The sequence below is a fragment of the Acidithiobacillus sp. genome (assembly GCF_027322205.1).
GTDB lineage: Bacteria > Pseudomonadota > Gammaproteobacteria > Acidithiobacillales > Acidithiobacillaceae > Acidithiobacillus.
Map to the genome: position 1 here is coordinate 31,086 of NZ_DAHVHY010000006.1, position 21,521 is coordinate 52,606.

The following is a 21,521-nucleotide window of genomic DNA, read 5'->3' on the forward strand; positions in this document are numbered from 1 at the left end:
TAGATGTGCCCGTTAACAGCCTGGCTGGTGTTGTGCCCAACGCACGGGCGGCAATTGGCTGAGGAGGTCCGGATTTTGCCAGTCCGGCTGGCGATGTTCGATGAGCACATCGGTGGTGATGCCGCCGCGCACATACCAGCGACCCAGCAGGCGTAGATAGCGTGGGTTGATCAGACTGATCAGATCGTCGGCGATGCGGTTGGTCATGGCCTCGTGAAAGGCGCCCGCGTCGCGAAAGCTCCAGAGGTACAGCTTGAGGGATTTCAGCTCGATATTGTGTTGATCCGGAATGAAATCCAGCACAAAGCGCGCAAAGTCGGGTTGCCCGGTTAGGGGGCAGAGGCAGGTGAATTCGGGCAGATCCATGTGCACCACATAGTCGCGCTCGGGGTGGGGATTAGGAAAACGCTCTAACGCTTTGCTGGGTTGACTGGGCATCTGGAACTCCTCATCATCTGTGCTTCACCATTTCGGCACACTATAGCAAAAACCTCCCTTCATGCGCCTCTCGGCCATCCTCCTCCAGGGCTTTAAATCCTTCCGCGAAAGCACGCGCATTCAGTTCGACGCCAATCCGGTGGTGATCGTCGGACCCAATGGTTGCGGCAAATCCAATACGGTCGATGCCCTGCGCTGGGTGCTCGGTGAATCCTCGGCGCGCCAACTGCGCGGCGGCACCCTGAGCGATGTGATTTCCAATGGCGGCGGCAGTCGACCGGCCGCGTCGGTGGCAACGGTTGAATTGCGCTTTGATAACCGTGACGGGGTGGCTCCCGGCGCTTTCGCCGATGTGGCTGAAATCAGTGTCAAACGCAGTCTGGACCGCAAGGGCGACGGCCATTACCAGATTAATGGCGCCCGCTGTCGGCGGCGCGATGTGGGGGACCTGTTTCTCGGCACCGGGCTCGGCGGCAATGCCTACGCCATTGTTGAGCAGGGGACCATCGGGCGGGTTATCGAAGCGCGCCCGGACGAGTTGCGCGCCATTCTCGAAGAGGCGGGCGGCATCAGCCGTTACAAGGAGCGCCGCCGGGAGACCACACAACGTATTGCCGAAACGCGGGAGCATCTTCAGCGTTTGCATGACATTCACGGCGAGATGGATGGTCAGTGGCAACGCTTGCAGCGGCAGGCCCAGGCGGCGCAAAAGTTGCGCACCCTACGGATGGAGGAGCGTCAGTGGCAGTGGTGGAGTGTGGTCCTTCGCATGGATGTCCTCGAAACGGAGCGCCAACAGACCTTAGCGCGGCGCACAGCGCTGCAAGCAACCTATCAGCACGAAGAGCAGCATCTTGTTGCCGCATCGCAGGCTCTGGATCAACTGCGTGTGGAAGAACGCCATGGCCAGGACGCCATTGCCGCCGCCCAAGGCGAACTGTATGCGGTGCAGGCCCGGCAAAGCGATGTGGAACATCAGCTTCGGGAACAGCAGGCGGCGATCCGACGCTGCCAGAGTGGTTTGGATCAGCAGCGGGCACAACAGCAAAAAATCCTATCTGAACAAACACGTCAGGCGGAGAGCGAAAGCCAGCGGCAGCAGCGTTTGCAGACGTTAACCGCAGGCCAGCACGCACTGATCGGAGAGGAGGAGCGCGCCCGGCGCGAACGGCAGGAAGCGGAGCGCGAGCTCGAAAAACAGGATCAGGAACGTCAGCAACAGCAACAGGCCTTGGCGGAACTGCGCCGCAAAAGCGATGTGACGACGGCGCAAATTCGTGAGCTGGAGCCGCGCCTGAAGGATATTGAACGACGCCTGCAACAGCAGTCCGCGGAAATACCTTCGGAGTGCCCCGCTTTGGAAGCGCTGGAGGCGCGTTGCCAATCCGGGGAAATGTCGTTAAAAGAGGCTGCAACGGCGCTTCAGGGGCAACGCGATGCCCTGGAAACGGCTCAGGCCCAAGCCGCTGCTTTGCGCGAACCCCGCGATAGCGCGCAGGCCAGGGTGCAGGAGTACGGGGCCCGGCAAAAGGCGCTGGAGAGTCTGCTGCAACGGCTGCAAAAACCGGCTGTTAAAAGTGACACTGCGAGCGCCCGACTGGTGGAACAGATACGGGTGCGGCCTGGCTGGGAACGTGCGGTGGAGGCGGCGTTGCGTGGTCGCCTGCACGCCTCGGTGATGGAAAGCGGCAGTACGGTCACTCAGGGCAGCATATTGTGGAAGAGCGCGGTGTTACCACCTGATCTGCCGCCGGACGCGCTGGTGCAGGCGTTGGAAAGGCCCGAGACCCTGAGCCGGGGACTGAGTGACTGGCTGTGGGGACTGCGTATGGCTCCGGATTTGGCCTTCGCCCTCAGTCAGCGTCAGCAATTGCAGGCGGGGGAGGCCTGGATTACGCCACAGGGTATATTGGTGCATCGCTCGGGGATGGAATATCCAGAACATGAAGATGGCGCCAGTCTGCTGCAATGTCGCCGCGAGCTGGCGGAAAATAGCGAGAGTTTTCGTCAAGCGCAGGCCGCGGCCGCGACCACACATGCTGCATTGGCGGACGCCGAACAACGGGCACGGGCCGCACAGGAGCAACTCCGAACGGCAGACAGCCGCTGGCAAACCTTGAGTCGGCAAAGCGCCCAGGAGCGGGAATCCCTCGCCCGCCTGCGCAGCCGGGTGGAGGCGGAAGACCGACAACGGGCAGAACGCGTCGCTGAATCCAGGCGACTCAGCGACGAACGGACGGTGTTGGAGGCACGCCTGCAAGGACTGCACCAGGATTTGGCCACCGATGAAAGCGGCTGGCAGGATTTTGAACAGGCGGTACAAAACGCACAGCGGCTGGCCGATGGGTTGCGGCGTCGGGTGGGAGAATTACGCGCAGCTTATAGTCGCTTGCGGGACGAACGCCAGGCGCTGGAAGTCCAGCAACAGCGTTTGCAGGCTGAGTCAGAGGCCGCCGTTGCCCGTGCCATAGATCTGCAACAGCAAAGTGATCAGCTTGCCATGACGGCGGCTCAGGGAGACGAGGAACTTGCCCGCCTGCAAGCGGGGCTGCGGGAAATGGAGATGGCACGGGAGGCCGTAGCGCGTTTGCGGGCCGAACGTAATGCCCAACTGTTGACCCTGCAGACGGCGGCACAGACCGCAGAGCAGCAGATCCGCCAACAAGAAAGCCAGCGCCACCGTCTGGAGGAACAGTTGCACGTCCTGCAAAAGTCCGGGGCCGCCGCCGATCAGCAACTGGCGGGCCTGCAGGCGCGACTGGAAGAATTGCAGCAACGCGCCGCGCTACTCGCGCAGGATTTGGGTGAAGACCCCGGACCCTGCCCCGATGCGACCCTTTGTGAAGAAAACATTGCCTGGATCGGCGCGGCCATCGTCCGTCTCGGCAATGTGAATCTCGCCGCCGAAGAAGAGTTGCAGGAGTTGGAAGGGCGCCGCGGCAACCTGCTTACGCAGGTCGAGGATGTGGAGTCGGCACTGCGCAGTCTGGAAGAGGCGATGGCGGCGATGGATCAGGAGACGACTGCGCGCTTTCGGGACACCCTCGACAAGGTCAACCAGGTCTTGCAGGAACTTTTCGCCATTCTCTTTGGTGGTGGGCAGGCGCAACTGAGCCCGGTGGGCGAAGACCTGCTGGATGCGGGACTGGTCCTGCGCGCGCAACCGCCGGGCAAACGCAACGCCAGTCTGCAGCAGCTCTCCGGTGGCGAGAAGGCGCTCACCGCCATTGCGTTGGTATTTGCCTTGTTCCGCCTGAATCCTGCACCCTTTTGCGTGCTGGATGAAGTGGATGCGCCGCTGGATGATGCCAATGTCGGACGTTTCTGCCATCTGGTACAGAAAATGGCGGCACAGACCCAGTTTTTGATTGTGACCCATCGCAGTCTGACCATGCAGGTCGCCGAACAACTGGTGGGCGTTACCATGACCGAGCCGGGTATCTCCCGTATTGTGCGGGTTGAGGTAGCCGATACGCTTGCGCAGGCAGCGCGTCGCGAGGAAACAGCTCCTTTATAACCTTGCTTGCTTGCCTGGCTGGTCTACAATTGCAGAATCAGGCTTGTTGCTTTCTGCAAACCCGCGTGGGAGGTGTTTCATGCATGCCATGGTCCTGGAAGAGGTGGGTAAGCCTTTGGTGCCCGCTGAATTGCCGCGACCGCAGCCACAGCCCAGCCAGGTTTTGGTAAAAATACTGGCGTGCGGAGTGTGCCGTACCGATCTGCATGTAGTGGACGGTGAATTGCCGAACCCCAAACTACCACTCGTTCCCGGCCATGAGGTAGTCGGCCAGATAGAATCGGTGGGAAGCCCCGATATTTCCTTACAGAATGGACAGATGGTGGGGATTCCCTGGCTCGCATGGACCTGCGGTGCCTGCGAATATTGTCGCGCAGGGCTGGAGAATCTTTGTGAGCAGGCGCGTTTTCATGGTTACACCGTGGATGGCGGTTACGCCGAATATATGGTTGCCGATGCGCGTTACTGCTTTCCTCTTCCAGACATTTACGCCAATCCGGAAGGTGCCCCGCTGTTGTGTGCGGGACTCATCGGCTTTCGGGCCTTACGTTTTGCGGAGGGGAGACGACGCCTGGGTCTTTATGGATTCGGCGCTGCCGCGCATTTACTGATTCAGGTGGCGCGTTACCAAGGCATGGAGGTCTATGCATTTACCCGCCCAGGCGATAGCGAGGCACAGGATTTAGCGATTAAATTGGGGGCTGTGTGGGTAGGTGGATCGGATATCCTACCGCCACAACCACTTGATGCGGCAATTTTGTTTGCGCCGGTTGGAACCCTGATACCTATTGCTCTTCAGGCGGTCAAGAAGGGGGGCATTGTTATCAGTGCGGGAATTCACATGTCGGATATCCCAGCTTTCCCCTATTCCTTACTCTGGGAGGAGCGACAGGTGCGATCCATCGCCAATCTGACGCGCAAAGATGCCGAGGACTATTTCCCACTGGCACGGCGTGTCCCGGTGCAAAGCCATATCACGACGTATCCCTTGGCCATGGCGAATGCGGCATTGGCGGATCTGAAACGTGGCGCGGTCCACGGTGCGGCGGTGCTGGTTATGGGGACATGGCAGGAACGCGAGACATGAAAAGGGCGTGGATTCTGATGTGCCTGCTGTGGCTTGCTTCTGCCACTGGCGGCACACTAGCGGCAACAGCGCAGACACCGGCCTGGTTGCGCGCTGCCCGCGCGCTCGCGCAAATGCACTATTTGCCGGGCCAAGTGGGCTGGACCGGGCTACAGGGTACAACTCCACAAATATGGTGGTTATGGCCGTCAGGTGCGCCATCTTCACTGCAGGTGCTCACCCCGGATTCTCCTGGATCGCCTTTGCTCTTCGGGGCTCTGGATTTTTTTGCCAAGGTGCATGGGCTGCCATGGTCTAACCAAAGCAGCGACTGGTTTGATCAGGACAACCGCCATCGCCTTTATGCGGCCGTCCTTGCCGCCCATCGGCACGGGGAAGGAGCGCCAAAGCCATTTGTGTGGGTTTATGTGCGCAAAGGTACGCCAGAAACTTTGTCCATTTGGCGGTACAATGCGGAAACGGATAGGGGTAAATGGGTGTTGCATAGTCTGAGCAATACTGGAGTGCCCGGTGCGATCACCCCCAACGGTACCTGGGCGGTCTATGCGCGCTTTCTGAGCACGCGAATGACCGGTTGTTTTCCCCATGGCGAGTGTTATAACGATCCGGGCGTGCGCTTCGTCAATTATTTCTGGGATGGTCGTGCGGTACACTATTTTCCACGTCTCGCGTACGGGTTTCGGCAAAGTAATGGTTGTGTGGAGCTGCCGTTAAAGGCGGCACAAAAGGCCTTCGGGATGATGCATATCGGTACCCCGGTGACGGTAGCACCGTGATCCGTTTTGAATGGTTACTATGGACACTGCTGCCCTTAATCCTGTCAGGGCAACACTTCACGCCAGCCAGTCGTCCAACAACAGGCCACGGATATTGCCATATCCGCCCCTTTTTACGTGTCCGACTGAGTCTGTTACTGCTCCAATGAGTTGGAAATTGAATAACATATGACCACGATTCCACAACATTTTGCCAACCGTGAAGCGGCAGCGGAATTACTAGCCCATCGCTTGGCCTCTTATGCGGGTAAACACCCCTTGGTACTCGCTATTCCACGCGGAGCGCTGCCCATGGGGCGCATCATCGCCAATACCCTCCACGGGGACCTTGACGTCGTCCTGGTGCGCAAAATCGGGGCACCGGGCAACCCCGAATACGCCATAGGCGCCGTCGATGAAGATGGGCGGATATGGACCGATCCCATGGCCAGTCGCCTGGGTATCGACGCGCAGTACATTCGCGACGAAGCGGCCCGGCAACTGGAGGTGATCAAAGCGCGGCGCACGCAATACACGCCGATTCACCCGGCCATTGACTCCCAGGGCCGCATCGTTATTGTGGTTGACGATGGCGTCGCCACCGGTGCTACTCTGGGGGCTGCATTGCGTCTCCTTCGCCAGCAGCGACCTGCCCGCCTGATCGCCGCCTTTGCCGTGGCTCCTCCCGACACCATCGCGCAGTTGCGCCCCCTCGCCGATGATCTGGTTTACCTGTCGGCCCCGGAGCCGTTTCGTGCGGTAGGAGAGTTCTTTACGGACTTCCGGGAAGTCAAGGACGAAGAGGTGCTGGAAATTTTGCGCGAAACATCGCCGCGGCAGGAACCGGAGCAGCCATAAACATGCCAATTCTCAATCCTGATATTGTCCACATCTTCGACGAAATCGCCGATCTTTTGGAGATTGAGGATGCCAATCCCTTCCGGGTACGGGCCTACCGCAATGCCGCCCGTCTCGTACAAGGCCTGAGCAGCGACGTCAAGACCATGGTAGAGGCCGGCGAAGACCTCACCGAACTGCCCGGCATCGGCGACGACTTGGCTAAAAAAATCATCGAGATCGTTACCACGGGCCACTGCTCCTTTCTCGAAAAGCTGGAAAAACAGACCCCGCCGGCATTGACGGAGCTGCTCAAGGTGCCGGGCCTTGGACCTAAGCGGGTCAAGGCGCTTTGGCATGAACTGGACGTGGAGACCGTGGAGCAGCTCACCCGCGCCGCCAGGGAGGGGCGCATTCGCAGTGTCCCTGGTTTTGGCGAGAAGACCGAAACGCGCATCCTGGAAGCCATCCAGGCCCAGATCGCCGCCGTTCCCCGTTTCCCTATCGCCATCGCCGCCCCGTATGCAGCCGCCCTGGTCCACTACCTGCAAAACATACCCGGCGTGCGGCGGGTGGTGGTGGCCGGCAGCTTCCGGCGTGGCAGGGACACGGTGGGCGACCTGGATATATTGGCTACGGCTACTGCCGACAGTCCGGTGATGGAACGCTTCACCGCCTATGAAGATGTGGCGGAAGTCCTCTCCCAGGGCACCACCCGGGCCACCGTGATCCTGCGGAACAAACTCCAGGTGGACCTGCGTGCCGTGGACGAATCCGCCTATGGTGCCGCCCTGCATTATTTCACCGGCTCCAAGGCCCACAACATCGCCATCCGTCGCATGGGTCAGGATATGGGTCTGAAAGTCAACGAATATGGGCTTTTTCGCGGGAAAGAACGTATTGCCGGCGATACGGAGGAATCCGTCTACGCCGCTGTCGGCCTGCCCTATATTGAGCCGGAACTGCGGGAGAACCTCGGCGAAATCCAGGCCGCCCGCGCCGGACATTTGCCGAAACTGGTGGCGATGGGGGATTTACGCGGCGACCTTCACGCCCACAGCAAGGCCAGCGATGGTCGCTATAGTGTGCGGGACATGGCCGCGGCGGCCAAGGCCGCAGGTTTGGAATATCTGGCTATCACCGAGCACAGCCGCCACCTGACCGTCGCCCATGGCCTCGACCCGGTGCGTTTGCGCCGGCAGTTGGACGAGATTGACGCCCTTAATAGGGGACTCGATGGCATCACGCTCCTCAAGGGCATAGAGGTGGACATCCTGGAAGACGGCAGCCTGGACTTGCCCGACGGCATCCTGGGTGACCTGGACCTGGTGGTGGCTGCGGTGCACTACCGGTTCGATCTGCCCAGGGGCAAACAGACCGCACGCATCCTCAAGGCCATGGACAGCCCCCATTTCACCATCCTCGCCCATCCCAGCGGACGGCTCATCGGCAGCCGGGAAGCCATGGATGTGGACATGCCCCACATCATCCGCCATGCGCGCGAGCGGGGCTGCTTTCTGGAGATCAACGCTCAGCCCGAGCGTTTGGATCTCGTCGACACCCATGCCAGGATGGCCAAGGAAGAAGGGGTGCTATTGGCCGTCAATTCCGATGCCCACAGCATTCACGACTTCGACAACCTGCATTTTGGCCTACAGCAGGCGCGGCGCGGCTGGCTGGAGAAGAAAGACGTGCTCAATACGCGGACCCTCAAGGCATTGCGGCCACTGCTGGCGGCGACCATGAGCAGCTAGTCCGAGGCATGCACGAACCTGTTTCGCTGAGGCTTTCGTCTTCATACACCGTCGTCGGTGCCTTGGCGGAAGTGATCATGATGGGTCCCCGTTGTCTAGTACTCCTTGGGGCTGAGGAGTTGGAATAGACCGCGGCTATTGTAGTGTCTCTGCTTCTCCCGAGCGCACGCCCAATAGGTCCAGGACGGCCCAAGTGAAACCTGTTTCCACTTCAATCCGTGGGGTAGCCGTCATGATGAATTCTCCAAGAAATGGCCAACTCCCGAAATTATATCGGCAACCGCCGCTAGGCGCTAGCTTGGCCGATGCACTACATGATGAGCCCGATGGGCAGATGTGGCGGATTCTACAATTTTTGTGGCTTTGGGTAATGACGCACATAAGTCAGTGCCCTCTTGGCTGACTCCTCCGCCTGGAATCGGCAATCCTCCGTTTCCGCAGCATTCATCATGGATATGGCTTCTGGTCTGCAGTAATAATGGGGCTGTATACCATTTAGCGCCATGGCCATAGCATCCCAAAACTCTTCCTCATCATCCGTAAACCGTCGCAGAACATCTTCCACCAGGGACTCGAAAAGATTTACTGGCCTACCCATGACAAAACCCCTCCTGTCAAATATTGACGGCTCTGTCATTATAGTTGTCCCTGTGGAACGACGTAGTTTTCGGTGCCCCCCATACCCTCCCATTTTTTTCCTATGTGGGGATCGTGGAGTATTGCGGCCCACGAATTTGCTGCCGACGGCAAAAAAATACCATATCCCAGATGATCAGCAACCAGCGCGACGAGTACATCCCGCACCTGTTCATTATGCGTAGATGATGGTGCTGGCGCCGGCGCTGAACAAAAAATGAGGTCCGCTACGCCACCACTGGCATGCTCGCCAGATTACGGTCGAGCTCGCCAATCCGCCAAAAACGACTATATGACTAAAAGATAAGCTAAATGCCTTGGTAGAGGCATTGCACGGCACCTGCGTTTAGGCCGATGATGAACATATTCCGCCACTGGTGGAATAAAACTCAGAATGCTGGGCCAAGAAGTTGCCGTGCTGAACGCAAGATCTGGTAATGCCGGGGAAATTCCCCAAGGAAACACAACATGTCGCTGACTAAGGAAATTGACAACCTGACCATGATCCTCCCGATTCGCGGAGAATTCAGTCTACCGGATTATTTCGCTCTGCTGCAGGCAGATCAGAGCGTCATCAAAGGTCCCTTTGACCTCGGTAGTCACCTTGAGGAAGGACATCCGATGATCGTGTTCTCCGAAAACCCACAAGACTACGGGTGTCCCTTTCATTTCAGCGGAACCGAGTCAGGGCGAGTTTTGCTGACGCCGAAGTTTCAGGTTGATGTGGCGGATTATGACTGCGCGCTGGTCTTCGCAGAAAAAGATGATGTGGTCTGTTTCTTTCTCGCACGGCTGGAATATGTGGCGGATGGTGTTTTTCATTACACCCCGACCCCGGAACTCTTTCAGAGAAAAGTCCGTGTCCACAAAAGACTTTCCATGCCCGGACACGTCATTGTTCGAAAACAGGATGCCAGGACCTTCACCTGCGATATCATCGATTTCAGCCCGGCAGGGATCAGCTTCAAATCCCATCACAACGATTTTGCCATTGGGGAAATGCTGCTGTTGGAAATGGAGATCCCTGATTGCGGGCTCTGCGAAACCACGATCACCATTAGCCGTCGGGAGGAATGCGGACTGAGCAACGACATTTACGGTGCCCAACTGCGGCTGACCAAGGAGCAAACGAAAAAGGCCGAACATCTCTATCTCTGCAAGAAGGGAGAGCAGATTCAAAACCTTTCTAAAAATAGCGCATCCCGCCTCCACGATTTGCGCTGGCGAGACTGAAACAAGCATTTATTCAAATACGGTGGAACCTCCACCGCATCATGATCATCAATAATCTCGTTCGGGACAACTCAGGACACGCTGTGGAGTTCATTGATGCCCGGTGGTGTTGTTGTCGGCAAAATCATGCCGCTCAGGGATGCTGCACGCAAAGGTTTGCGGTTTAGCTCTGCCGGTTTTTTGCCTGCGCGTGATACACCAAGAAGAAGAAAATAGAAAATCCTCGGTAAAACAATGCAAAATATGCCCCGCCTTGTAGGCATGTGTTTTGCTTGTGTTGTCGCGTTATGATTTTTGTGGTGGGAGATGTTGATTATGGGCGGTTTGCTGGATCAGGCATTCAATCCCCTGGCGGATGCCTTGCGGGTCAGCGGCTACCGGCAGCAACTGCTGTCGGCCAATATTGCTAATGCTGATACACCTAACTATAAGGCGGTGGACATTCCGTTCAGCAAAACCTTACAAGCGGTTCAGGCGGGTGATCAGGGCGGGATGGCCATGCAGACGAATAATGTGCGGCAACTGGCGGGGGCGCCTTCAAGCGTCGGCCTGGCTGCCTTTGTGCAATATCAGCGCGGTAGCCAGGTGGGTCTGGACGGCAATTCGGTGGATATGAACCGCGAACAGGCCAGTTTTTTACAGAATAGTGTCATCTATCAGGCTGATCTGACTTTTTTGACCGGTGAGATCAAAACCCTGAACTCAGTCATCTCTGGCACCGTGATTTAAGGAGAGCTTCGATATTATGTCCATGTTTTCAGTGCTTGATGTCGCCAGCTCGGCGCTTACTGCACAGAGTTACCGGCTTAATGTGGTTGCAAGCAATTTGGCCAATGCTAATTCTGCGACTAGTTCGGACGGCCAGCCTTACCGTGCCCGAGAGGTGATTTTTGCCGCTCAGCCCCTCTCCGGTAACGCAGCGCCTGCTGGCGTCAGTGGCGTGCAGGTGGCAGGCGTGGTCACCAAACCCGGACCTTATAAAATGGAATATCAACCGGGCAATCCGCTCGCTGATAAGGCGGGTTATGTGAAAATGCCAAACGTGAATCCGGTGGAGGAAATGGTGAATATGATTTCGGCATCCCGCGCCTACCAGGCCAATGTCAATGTCATGAATACGGCCAAAATTCTGCTGCAAAAAACACTCACCTTATAGGAGCCTGATTATGAGCGTCAATTCACTGACATCCAGCATCAATCCTTTCTACGCCTCTCTGCAGAGTAATTCGGCAACGACCTCAGGCAGTGCGAGCAGTGGCGCCAGCGGACTCGCCAGCGAGAATACCTTTTATAATCTGCTGGTTACCCAATTGACGAATCAGGACCCGCTCAACCCCATGAGTAATTCGCAACTGTCATCACAACTGGCGCAATTCAGTGTTGCCAACGGGGTGCAGGCCATTCAGGGGTCGCTCAGTTCATTGATGGGGCAGATCAATCAGAATCAGGGTTTGCAGGCGGCATCTCTCATCGGCAAGTCGGTTACGACTTCCGGCAATCAGTTGACTCTGAGTGGTAGTACTTCAACCGGTGCCTATGACCTCAGCAGTGGTGCCAACGCTGTCGATGTATTGGTGCAGAACAGTGCCGGGCAAACCCTGGCGGTGTTGCCTCAGGGACCGCAGGCAGCGGGGATGCAGAGTTTTAGCTGGAATGGTGCCGATGCCAGCGGCAACGTTTTGCCGGCCGGGACGTATCAGTTTTCGGTGCAGGCGCGTGGCACTAATGGTCAGAATGTGAGCAGCACGCCCTACATGACGGGGGTTGTCAATGGTGTCACTTTAGGCACCGCTGGTGCAGGGCCGACACTGGAACTACAAGGTCAGCAAGGTTCAGTGCCATTCAGCGCCATTCAGAATATCATTTAAGGAGCCGGTGATATGGGTGCTTTCAATATAGCATTAAGTGGTCTGCAGGCAGCCAATTCCAATCTGCAGGTGCTGGGCAATAATATTTCCAATGCCAGTACGGTGGGGTTCAAAAGTTCCAATGCGCAATTCTCCGATGCCTATGCCGCCGCCATGGCTAATGCCGCGCCTGCTCAGGGCCAGGTGGGTATCGGGACTCAGGTGCAGACGGTGGCCCAGCAATTTACCCAGGGGAACATCCAAACGACCAGCAATCCTCTGGATGTTGCGATCAATGGCAACGGTTTTTTTCAGTTCAATTACAACGGCTCTACTGTGTATAGTCGTAACGGTCAACTCCAGCTGAGCTCGGGCGGGGTCGTGGTGGATGGCAACGGCGGCCAACTGATCGGCATTCAAGCCCAGAATGGTGCGCTGACCGGCGCAAACGGACCGCTGACTGTCAGTCAGAACGCCTTGCCGCCGCAGGCTACCTCGGGTCTCAGTCTCGGGCTTAATCTGGATTCGATCAATACGCCGATTACCGGGACTGCCATCAATCCCAATAATCCTAGTACTTATAACTACTCTACGACGACGACGGTATATGACAGCCTGGGTACACCGCAATTGTTAACTACTTATTATCAGTTGTCTTCGGCTAATTCCACCAGTGGCCAAGTGTGGAATGTGGGTTACTCCGCGACGGGGACGGCCAGTGGCACGGTAGCCAGCGGAACGCTTGCAACCCCTCTTCAGTTCAATTCAAGCGGGCAAGTTCAGCCGCCTAGTAGTGGAACTGTCAGCCTCCAGTGGGCAGATGGGGCCGCCCCTAGTACTCTCGCGATCAATTTCAGTGGCAGTACGAATTATAATTCTGCCAACGCGGTCATTACCGCTAACAGCAATGGCTATGGCGTCGGGCAACTTTCGGGCCTATCTATCGATCCGGGCGGTAATATCTTCGCGCGTTACAGCAATGGACAGTCCCAGGTGCTGGGCCAGATTACCCTCACGCGTTTTCCGGATAATAACGGGTTACAGAACTTAGGCAATAATTACTGGGCGCAGACCTACGTGTCCGGTCAGCCTCTGTCGGGGTCGCCAGGCAGCACCAATCTGGGGGTGCTGCAGTCGGGTGCGGTGGAGCAGTCCAATGTGAACTTATCTCAGTCTCTGGTGAATCTGATTGTTGCGCAGCAGGCCTATCAGGCTAACGCTCAGACCATCAAGACCCAGAATGCCGTGGTTCAGACGCTGTTGAGCCTGTGAGGATAAGGGACCATGGATACCCTCTATATCGCCATGACCGGAGCCAACGCGATTCTCCAACGGCAGACGGTAACGGCCAATAACCTGGCTAATGCCAACACCACGGGTTTCCGCGCCGACGAGGCGCAGTTCAGGGCCTTGCCGGTGTATGGTCAGGGGCTGCCGACCCGTGCTTATACAGCGACAGTGAGTCAGAGTGTGGATTTTCAGTCCGGACCGGTAGTGCATACGGGGCGGCCATTGGATGTGGCGGTCAACGGTCGGGGCTGGCTTGCGGTGCAGGGTCCTGGCGGCCAGGAGGCCTACACGCGCGACGGTAATCTGCAGATCAGCGGGCAAGGGATTCTGACGACGGCGACAGGTCATCCAGTGTTGGGCGTTAATGGCGCGCCCATCTCTTTGCCTCCGATGCAATCCTTAGTGATCGGGGCCGATGGGGTGATCTCCGGGGTACCGGTGGGGGGGCAGCCGGACGCTATCATGGCCATTAACCAGATCAAGCTGGTGAATCCGCCGCAGCGGACTTTGCAGAAAGGTACGGACGGCCTTTTTCAGACCAACGGCGGTAAATCTGCGCCGGAAAATGGCAACGTGGTGCTGGAGCCGGGAGCGCTGGAAGGCAGTAATGTCAATCCAGTGAATAGCATGATCCAGATGCTGCAGGACAGTCGTCAGTTTGAAATCCAGACCAAACTGATGCAGACCGTTTCGCAAGACCAGCAGAGCGCCACTCAGCTGCTGGTGGTGCCATGATAGACAGGAGGAAAGTCCAATGATGCGATCTTTGTACGTGGCCGCCACCGGTCTGGAGGGCGAGCAAACCAAGATGGATGTCATCGCCAATAATCTGGCGAATGTGAATACCACCGGTTTCAAACAATCCCGGGCGGTTTTTCAGGACCTGCTGTACCAAAACCTGCGTCAACCCGGTGCGCAGTCTTCCCAGACAACACAGTACCCTTCCGGTCTGCAACTGGGTACTGGCGTGCGCGTGGTTTCCACAGAGCGTCTGATGACCCAGGGTAATCTTACCCAGACGGGTAATTCTCTGGACGTGGGCATCAATGGGCAGGGTTTCTTCCAGATCATGCAGCCCAATGGCACGATTGCTTATTCCCGGGATGGTACCTTCCAGATGAATAATCAGGGACAACTGGTTACTTCCAATGGTTACCTGTTACAGCCACCAGTTACCATCCCGCCCAACTCTCAGTCCATTACGATTGGCAGCGATGGTACGGTATCGGTGGTATTGCCCGGTCAGGCGCTACCACAGCAGGTGGGTACCATCCAGCTCGCCAATTTTATCAATCCCACGGGTCTGCAGAGTATCGGTGACAACCTCTACCTGCAGACGGGTTCGTCCGGTGCGCCCCAGACCGGCCAGCCGACTCTGAATGGTCTCGGTTCCGTGCAGCAGGGTTATTTGGAATCTTCCAACGTCAATGTGGTATCAGAACTGGTGAACATGATTTCTACCCAGCGCGCCTATGAGATTAACAGCAAGGCGGTATCCACATCAGATTCTATGCTGGGATATCTTACCCAGAATCTTTGAGGACATATGATGCGCACACGGGACGGTGAAGTGAGGATCCTGAGTGGTATGAACGGCTTCTTCCCGAATGCTTGGCGTGGCTTTGTCCGTGTTGCCATGGCCGTCGGCTTGCCACTCAGTCTAAGCGCCTGCGCATCGTTAGGGGGGCACCATGATCTCCAGCCGCTGACACCGCTGCCTATCCCGGCGAAGCCGGAATCTCTTGCCGCGCACCCCGCCAATGGGGCTATCTGGCAGACGGGGACCAATGTTTCCCTGTTCAATGACAACCGGGCCAATCGCGTCGGTGATCTCATCACGGTGCTGATTCAGGAGAACTCCAGCGCCTCCAACAACACTAACACTGCCATCAATACTTCTGATACGTTGAGTGCGGCACTGACCAATTTCTTTGGGATCGCCCCTGCCATTGGCAGTGTGGCGGGCAGCCCCTTCAGCCCCAGTATGGGAGCTAACAGTGCGCAGAAATATGGTGGCACTGGCGCCACCACCCAGAGTAATACCTTTACCGCGACGCTGGAGGTCACCGTGGTGCGGGTACAGGGGAATGGCAATCTGGTGATTGAGGGATCCAAAGAGGTGTTGCTGAACGGCGGGCATGAATATATCCGTGTGGCCGGGATCGTGCGGCCCGCGGATGTGACGCCGCAAAATACCATTCTCTCGACCCAGATTGCGGATGCTCGGGTGGAATATAGTGGTAACGGTAGCATTTATTCGGCGGCGCGGATGCCTTGGATGGCGCGCTTTTTCCTGTCGTTGTGGCCGTTTTGACGGATAGGGTCTGAATTATGGGAATGCTTCGTTGGCAACGACTCCTGCTGATCTTGATAATCATGACTCTGGCGGTCGGGTCTCTGGCCGAGGCGCACGCGGAAACGGTACGCAATCTGGTGACGATCGGTGGTGTGCGCAGCAACCAACTGGTGGGCTACGGACTGGTAGTGGGGTTGAATGGAACGGGCGATCAGGCTACTCAGGTGCCGTATACCACACAGTCCCTGCTCAACATGTTTCAACGCCTCGGCATCAATCTACCGGCTGCTGTAGCCACCAATCTGCAGCCCAAGGATGTGGCTGCTGTGATCGTGACCGCGCATCTGCCGCCTTTTGTGCAACCAGGGCAGACCATCAATGTCACGGTGTCGGCAGTCGGCAATGCCAGCAGTCTGATGGGAGGTACTCTGCTGATGACGCCACTAAAGGGTGCGGATGGGCAGACATATGCCGTCGCCCAGGGCAATCTGATCGTCAGTGGTTTTGGGGCCAGCAGTAACGGTGCCTCGGCCCAGGTCAATGTGACGACTGCTGGTACTATCCCTAACGGGGCGAATGTGGAACGCACCGTCACCAATGGATTCGAGCAGGCAGGACCTATGACCCTGGAACTGCATACCCCGAGTTTTACCACCGCCGCGCGGATCGCGGACGTCATCAATCAGCAACTCGGCTATGGTATTGCCGAGGCCATGAACGGCGGAGAAGTAGAAGTGCAGGCACCGGCATCCCCAGGAGCACGGGTGACCTTCCTTTCCGAGATCGAGAATCTGAATGTTACTCCGGAAACCCCGCTCGCCAGGGTGATTATTGATGCGCGTAGCGGAACTGTGGTGTTGGGCCAGAATGTGACCTTGGGCGCTTGTGCTGTCGCCCACGGTAACCTCTCGGTAACTATCTCTCAGAAATATCTGGTCAGTCAGCCGAATCCGCTGGGTGCCGGACAGACCGTAGCGGTTCCGCAAGCCAATGTGAACATTAAACAGGCTGGCGCCAAGCTTCTGATGTTTAAGCCGGGTGTCAGTCTGGAGGCGGTTGTACGTGCCTTGAATGCGGTGGGTGCGACGCCTACCGACCTAATCGCCATATTACAGGCCATGAAGGCTGCGGGTGCACTGCATGCGCAACTGGAAGTGGTATGAGCGGCCCGATAAGTCTCGGCGCCGGTACTCAGGTGATGAACGACAACCCTAAGGCGGCATCCGTGGCAGCCAGTGATGCCCTGAGCTTCTCGGGGTTGGCGCAACTGCGCAGTGATGCGCAGGCGCATAACCCGCAGTCCATAATGGCGGTCGCTAAACAGTTTGAGGCGGTGCTGATGCAGGAAATGCTCTCGGCGATGTCTGCCACTTCATTTGGCTCCGACCTGACCGGAAAAAATGCCGGACCGATGTTTAAGTCGATGTTCAACCAGCAGATCGCGCAAACCGTCAGTCAGGGTCAGGGGATGGGTATCGCGCAGACGCTCGCCAGGGAGATCGCCAGTCGTTACCACTTGCACTGGGGTGAAAATGGTAAGCCTGCACTGGCAGAAGCCGAAGGTGGAATGCCTGTTCCAGCGCGCAATGCTGCCCTGCAATCTCCCGCAGCCTCATCGCCCTTCTGGGCCAAACCATCGCAGGCGCTGGTTCAGCAGGCCACTGCCTTTGTCGCTGCCATCCTGCCCGCCGTGCAGACCGCAGCGCGAAAACTGGGTGTCGCGCCCAAGACCATCATTGCTCAGGCCGCGCTGGAAACCGGTTGGGGCAGCCATGTGGCGGGAAATAACCTCTTTGGTATAAAGGGGGCCGGTAGCTGGCAGGGTCCATCGGTGAGCAGTCTGACTCACGAATTTGAGGATGGCGTGAATCAGGTGGAAACGGCTGCTTTCCGCGCCTATGGCAGTTTCCGCGCCAGCGTGCAGAATTACGCCCGTTTGTTGCTCGATAATCCGCGTTACCAGTCAGCGCTGGGGCAGGGGAATAATGTCGCGGCTTTCGCAGCGGCCCTGCAGCGGGGTGGATATGCCAGCGATCCACAATATGCCAGCAAGCTGGTGGCTGTGGCGGGTAGCCCATTGATGGAGCAGGTGATGGCCGGGTTTCCGCAAGGCGCTGCTGGGGGCTAAACTCCGGCAGTTTTTGTGTCGTTATAACGAAGAAGTGGTGTTTCCTGCTATCGGGAGAAGGAAGACAGCATGGGCGAGCATACCCCGGAACGGGATGAGCTGGAAACGGTGCAGGCGTTGACCAGCTTGCTGCAGCTACAGAAGGCATGCTTGGCGCGCGCTGACTGGGGACAAGGTTTGCCCGATTCCGAGCGGAGAAATTTTCTGGCCCGGCGTTTATTGCAGTTGCGTGCGGAAATGGTTGGTAATGCCGCACCCACTCCGGATCTGAATCAGGCGGTGCTAGGCCTGCAGGAAGCGTATAGCGAACTGGATCATGCCTTGCGCCTTGCCAGTGCCGCGCTGCGGGATGCGCTGGCGCTTCTGCAGGGGCAGAAGACCGCCGTATATGGTGATCACGCCGGTCCGGGTCGTTCCTTGGGGAGTGCGTAAGATGTCGGGAATCAGCGGAATCGTCAATACAGCGCTTACGGGACTGCAGGCCGCACAAAACGCTTTGCAAGTAACCGGCAATAACATTGCCAACGTTAATACGCCCGGCTATAGCCAGGAAAATGTGGTGCAGTCTACCGCCACGCCCACTTTTGTGGGGGGGCAGTACTATGGTAACGGTACCCAGATCACGACGGTGCAGCGGAGTTACAGCGCTTTCCTGCAAGGGCAGGTGTGGTCGGCGACGGCCAGTGCGAGTGGCCAGGCCACGCTTTCGAGTTCGTTGCAGCAGGTCCTCGGGATACTCAATAACGGCGGCGTCAGTTCACAGGTCAGCCAGTTTTTTTCCGGGGTGGCGCAGGTGGCTGCCAGTCCCAGCGATATTCCCGCGCGTCAGAGTATGCTCAGTAATGCCCAGAACCTCAGTCAGACCTTTCAGTCCCTCGGTCAGCAATTAAGCAGCATCGGCACCGGCGTCAACCAGCAAATCGGCCAGTCGGTCACCCAGATCAATGGTCTCAGCCAGCAGATCGCCCAATTGAATACACAGATCTCTACGTTACAGGGCGCGGGTAATGGTGCCGTCAACGACCTCCTCGACCAGCGCGACCAGCTCCTCACCCAGTTGAACAGCCAGGTGGGCGTGCAAGTGCTGCATCAGAACAACAGTCAGATCAACGTCTATCTCAGTAACGGTCAGGTGCTGGTGGCGGGCAGCAAATCCTTTGACCTCAAAACCCAGCCCAGCGCTTACAACCAGCAGACCATGGACGTCGCCTACGCCGGCAATGGTGCGAACATCAGCCATAACCTCAGCGGTGGCACCCTCGGTGGCCTGCTGCAGTTCCGCAGCCAGTCTCTCAACCCTGCCGAGAATGGCTTGGGGCAATTGGCCGATGGCATATCGGCGGCCCTCAATGCACAGCAGGCGCAGGGGCTGAATCTCAACGGCAGCAGTGGCACGGCGCTCTTTGCTACGGGCGGTGTACAGATCTTTGCCAATCAGGCGAATGCGGGTAGTGCGACTATCAGCGGCAGCATTACCAACGGCGGCGCGCTGACCGCCTCCGATTATATTTTGACAGATGCGGGCGGTGGTAACTGGACGCTGGCGGATCGCGGCAGCGGACAGGTCGTAGCCACCACCAGCGGCAGCGTCAGCAGCGGCGTGACTACCTTGAACTTCGGAAGTTCGGGCTTCAGCATCAGCGTCTCCGGTGCCGTCTCCGGCAATAGCTTTCTCGTCGAGCCCACCCGTCTGGGCGCCAGCGGTATGCAGACCGTAATGACCGATCCCTTGGGCATCGCCGCCGCCAGCCCCTACGTCAGTAGTCCGGGGCAAGTGGTCAGCGGTAGCCTGGTCAACACCAATCTCGGCAATATGACCCTGTCTGCGGGTCAGTATGTGAGCGGTACGGGTTCCGGTGCCGTGCTGGTCTCCGGACTGGCCAGCTTCCCGACCCCATTGCAGGTCACCTTCACGCAGGGAGGGTCGGGCCATGCAACCGTCAGTTTTCAGATCAGTTCGGGGAGCGGGGGCGCCGGGGTGATCACCAGCGGCAGCGTGACCCTGGGCGGGTCGGGTACCAGCATCGCTATTCAGAACCCCAATCCGCCCGGCGGCTACTGGCAGGTGAATCTCAGCGGCAGTCTGGCGGCATCGGGCGACGCCTTTACCCTCAGTCCCGGCGGCGTGGGTAGTAACGGCAATGCGCAGGCCATGGCCGCGCTGGCGACCAGCAAGGTCATGAATAATGGCAGCACAACCTTCAATGGCAGCGCGGCACAGTTGATTACGCAGGTGGCTTCTCAGGCCGGACAGGCGCAGACCAGCGCGCAAGCACAGGCGGCGGTCCTGCAGCAGGCACAGGCCTCCCAGCAGTCGGTGTCCGGGGTCAATCTCAATCAGGAGGCTGCCAACCTGATCCTCTATCAACAGGCCTTTCAGGCCGCCGCCAAAGCCATTTCGGTGGGAAACACGCTGTTCGCGTCCCTCATTCAGGCCCTGTAAGGAGATCAACATGCGTGTCAGCACTTCCGAAGTCTTTCAAAGCAGCCTGAGCGGCATGCTGAACCAGCAGAGCACGTTGAACACGCTCAGTCAGCAGCTCTCCACCGGTAATGCTTTGATCAATCCGGCGAGCAATCCGGTGGCTAATGCCCAGGTGCTCAACCTCAACAGTCAGATCGCCAATCTCGGTAGCTACCAGCAGAGTAATCAGTATGCCCAGCAGAACCTGCAACTGAGTTCCAGTACCCTGCAGGGGGTGGGTACCCTGATCAATCAGGTGCAGCAACTGGCGGTGCAGATGAATAACGCCACCATCAGTCCCAGCGATCTGCAGAATGCGGTGACCACCATGCAGGGCAACTTGCAGCAACTGGTACAGATGGCGAACACCCAGAATGCCAATGGCACCTACATGTTTGCCGGTTCGCAATCGGGTATTACGCCATTTCAATTGCAGGGTAATAACCAGGTGCAGTATTTGGGCGATTCCGGCCAAAAAACCCTGGAGATTGGACCAGGGCTGACGACGCCGGTGTCGCAGGCGGGGAATTCGGTTTTTATGAATATCCCGGCGGGGAATGGTAGTTTTACGGTGACGGCGTCCAGCGGTAACTACCAGATTCCGGTGGGTGGTACCGCCACCGATGTGGGAACCACCACCCTAGGACCGGGAAGCGTTCTGAATCAGGCCGCCGCTAATGATCAGTTCGTGGTGAATGGCGCGCAGTATCAGGTGACGATCAGCAATAATGGCTCCAGCGGACTGACCTATAGCGTGAGCAGTGGCACGGGGCAGGTGGGCTCATCAGGCTGGAGTGGCAGTTCCGGGACGGTGGTATCCGGCAACTACACGCCGGGCCAGAGCATAGCCATACCCAGCACACCAGGAAGCAGCCCCTTTATCAGTGTGCCCACCAACGGACAGCCGGGCATCGGGCAGAGCGCTTCGTTTACCCTTGCCGCCGCTCAGCCGCAGAGCTTGTTTCAGACCTTTAATAACCTTATCACGGCCTTTCAGGCGGGCGGAGGATCGCCGGGCGCCAACACGCAACGCGCCCAGGATATCAGCAACGTTCTCGCCAATCTCAGTCAGTCGCAAACCACCCTGCTCAGTACCCAGAGCCAGATCGGATCACAACTGCAACAGGCACAGAGTGTGCAGACGCTCAACGCCAATCTGACGGCACAGTTTCAGACCACGCAGGGCAATCTGGCTGATATCAGCTACCCGCAAGTGATTACCCAGTTTCAACAAAGCAC

Annotated in this window: 20 protein-coding genes; 18 read left to right on the top strand and 2 right to left on the bottom strand. The window is 57.8% G+C overall.

Annotated features, from left to right (window positions below):
• Positions 1 to 12 precede the first annotated feature (12 nt).
• Positions 13 to 438 (bottom strand): preQ(1) synthase, encoded by a 426-nt coding sequence (gene queF / locus M7F93_RS02100; RefSeq protein WP_298168307.1) that lies wholly within the window; start codon positions 436 to 438, stop codon positions 13 to 15.
• 61 nt (positions 439 to 499) lie between these two features.
• Here queF and smc point away from each other — a divergent pair, with 61 nt between their 5' ends.
• The 5 genes from smc (at position 500) to polX (ending at position 8,388) form a co-directional block, all read left to right on the top strand.
• The gene (smc, locus tag M7F93_RS02105) at positions 500 to 3,955 is read left to right on the top strand and encodes a chromosome segregation protein SMC (RefSeq protein ID WP_298168310.1); all 3,456 of its coding nucleotides are present in this window, start codon (positions 500 to 502) and stop codon (positions 3,953 to 3,955) included.
• A 79-nt stretch (positions 3,956 to 4,034) separates the two neighbouring features.
• Positions 4,035 to 5,042 carry a zinc-dependent alcohol dehydrogenase family protein gene (locus tag M7F93_RS02110; protein ID WP_298168313.1) on the top strand — a complete coding sequence of 336 codons (1,008 nt, stop codon included), beginning with the start codon at positions 4,035 to 4,037 and terminating at the stop codon, positions 5,040 to 5,042.
• A complete protein-coding gene (locus tag M7F93_RS02115; protein ID WP_298168316.1) occupies positions 5,039 to 5,818 on the top strand; it encodes a L,D-transpeptidase in 780 nt (259 codons plus the stop codon). Before M7F93_RS02110 ends, M7F93_RS02115 begins: the two co-directional genes overlap by 4 nt.
• A gap of 168 nt (positions 5,819 to 5,986) precedes the next feature.
• On the top strand, positions 5,987 to 6,655 hold the full coding sequence (locus tag M7F93_RS02120) for a phosphoribosyltransferase (RefSeq protein ID WP_298168319.1): 669 nt from the start codon (positions 5,987 to 5,989) through the stop codon (positions 6,653 to 6,655).
• 2 nt (positions 6,656 to 6,657) lie between these two features.
• Positions 6,658 to 8,388, top strand: coding sequence for a DNA polymerase/3'-5' exonuclease PolX (gene polX, locus M7F93_RS02125; RefSeq protein ID WP_298168322.1), 1,731 nt, complete (start codon positions 6,658 to 6,660; stop codon positions 8,386 to 8,388).
• A 346-nt stretch (positions 8,389 to 8,734) separates the two neighbouring features.
• Here the strand turns inward: polX and M7F93_RS11900 are convergent, their stop codons facing one another.
• Positions 8,735 to 9,079, bottom strand: a complete 345-nt coding sequence (locus M7F93_RS11900; protein ID WP_366144662.1) for a late competence development ComFB family protein — start codon at positions 9,077 to 9,079, stop codon at positions 8,735 to 8,737.
• 413 nt (positions 9,080 to 9,492) lie between these two features.
• Between M7F93_RS11900 and M7F93_RS02130 the strand changes: the two genes are divergently transcribed.
• From M7F93_RS02130 to flgL, 13 genes are all read left to right on the top strand, one after another.
• A complete protein-coding gene (locus tag M7F93_RS02130; RefSeq protein WP_298168325.1) occupies positions 9,493 to 10,257 on the top strand; it encodes a PilZ domain-containing protein in 765 nt (254 codons plus the stop codon).
• 315 nt (positions 10,258 to 10,572) lie between these two features.
• Positions 10,573 to 10,986 (top strand): flagellar basal body rod protein FlgB, encoded by a 414-nt coding sequence (gene flgB, locus M7F93_RS02135; RefSeq protein ID WP_298168328.1) that lies wholly within the window; start codon positions 10,573 to 10,575, stop codon positions 10,984 to 10,986.
• Positions 10,987 to 11,002: 16 nt separating this feature from the next.
• Positions 11,003 to 11,413 carry a flagellar basal body rod protein FlgC gene (gene flgC, locus M7F93_RS02140; RefSeq protein WP_298168331.1) on the top strand — a complete coding sequence of 137 codons (411 nt, stop codon included), beginning with the start codon at positions 11,003 to 11,005 and terminating at the stop codon, positions 11,411 to 11,413.
• Between the two features lie 10 nt (positions 11,414 to 11,423).
• Positions 11,424 to 12,125, top strand: coding sequence for a flagellar hook assembly protein FlgD (locus M7F93_RS02145; protein WP_298168334.1), 702 nt, complete (start codon positions 11,424 to 11,426; stop codon positions 12,123 to 12,125).
• A gap of 12 nt (positions 12,126 to 12,137) precedes the next feature.
• Positions 12,138 to 13,376 carry a flagellar hook protein FlgE gene (gene flgE, locus M7F93_RS02150; RefSeq protein ID WP_298168337.1) on the top strand — a complete coding sequence of 413 codons (1,239 nt, stop codon included), beginning with the start codon at positions 12,138 to 12,140 and terminating at the stop codon, positions 13,374 to 13,376.
• Between the two features lie 12 nt (positions 13,377 to 13,388).
• On the top strand, positions 13,389 to 14,129 hold the full coding sequence (gene flgF / locus M7F93_RS02155) for a flagellar basal-body rod protein FlgF (RefSeq protein ID WP_298168339.1): 741 nt from the start codon (positions 13,389 to 13,391) through the stop codon (positions 14,127 to 14,129).
• Between the two features lie 19 nt (positions 14,130 to 14,148).
• On the top strand, positions 14,149 to 14,934 hold the full coding sequence (flgG, locus tag M7F93_RS02160) for a flagellar basal-body rod protein FlgG (RefSeq protein WP_298168342.1): 786 nt from the start codon (positions 14,149 to 14,151) through the stop codon (positions 14,932 to 14,934).
• Between the two features lie 6 nt (positions 14,935 to 14,940).
• On the top strand, positions 14,941 to 15,708 hold the full coding sequence (locus tag M7F93_RS02165) for a flagellar basal body L-ring protein FlgH (RefSeq protein WP_298168345.1): 768 nt from the start codon (positions 14,941 to 14,943) through the stop codon (positions 15,706 to 15,708).
• A 17-nt stretch (positions 15,709 to 15,725) separates the two neighbouring features.
• Complete coding sequence (locus tag M7F93_RS02170) at positions 15,726 to 16,853, top strand: flagellar basal body P-ring protein FlgI (protein WP_298168348.1); 1,128 nt, start codon at positions 15,726 to 15,728, stop codon at positions 16,851 to 16,853.
• A complete protein-coding gene (gene flgJ / locus M7F93_RS02175; RefSeq protein WP_298168351.1) occupies positions 16,850 to 17,818 on the top strand; it encodes a flagellar assembly peptidoglycan hydrolase FlgJ in 969 nt (322 codons plus the stop codon). Before M7F93_RS02170 ends, flgJ begins: the two co-directional genes overlap by 4 nt.
• Positions 17,819 to 17,887: 69 nt before the next feature.
• Positions 17,888 to 18,250: a hypothetical protein gene (locus M7F93_RS02180; RefSeq protein ID WP_298168354.1), complete on the top strand. Its 363-nt coding sequence runs from the start codon at positions 17,888 to 17,890 to the stop codon at positions 18,248 to 18,250.
• A gap of 1 nt (position 18,251) precedes the next feature.
• The gene (flgK, locus tag M7F93_RS02185; RefSeq protein WP_298168356.1) at positions 18,252 to 20,261 is read left to right on the top strand and encodes a flagellar hook-associated protein FlgK; all 2,010 of its coding nucleotides are present in this window, start codon (positions 18,252 to 18,254) and stop codon (positions 20,259 to 20,261) included.
• Between the two features lie 10 nt (positions 20,262 to 20,271).
• Positions 20,272 to 21,521, top strand: a 1,250-nt coding sequence (gene flgL, locus M7F93_RS02190; RefSeq protein WP_298168359.1) for a flagellar hook-associated protein FlgL, incomplete at its 3' end; no start/stop codon positions are given.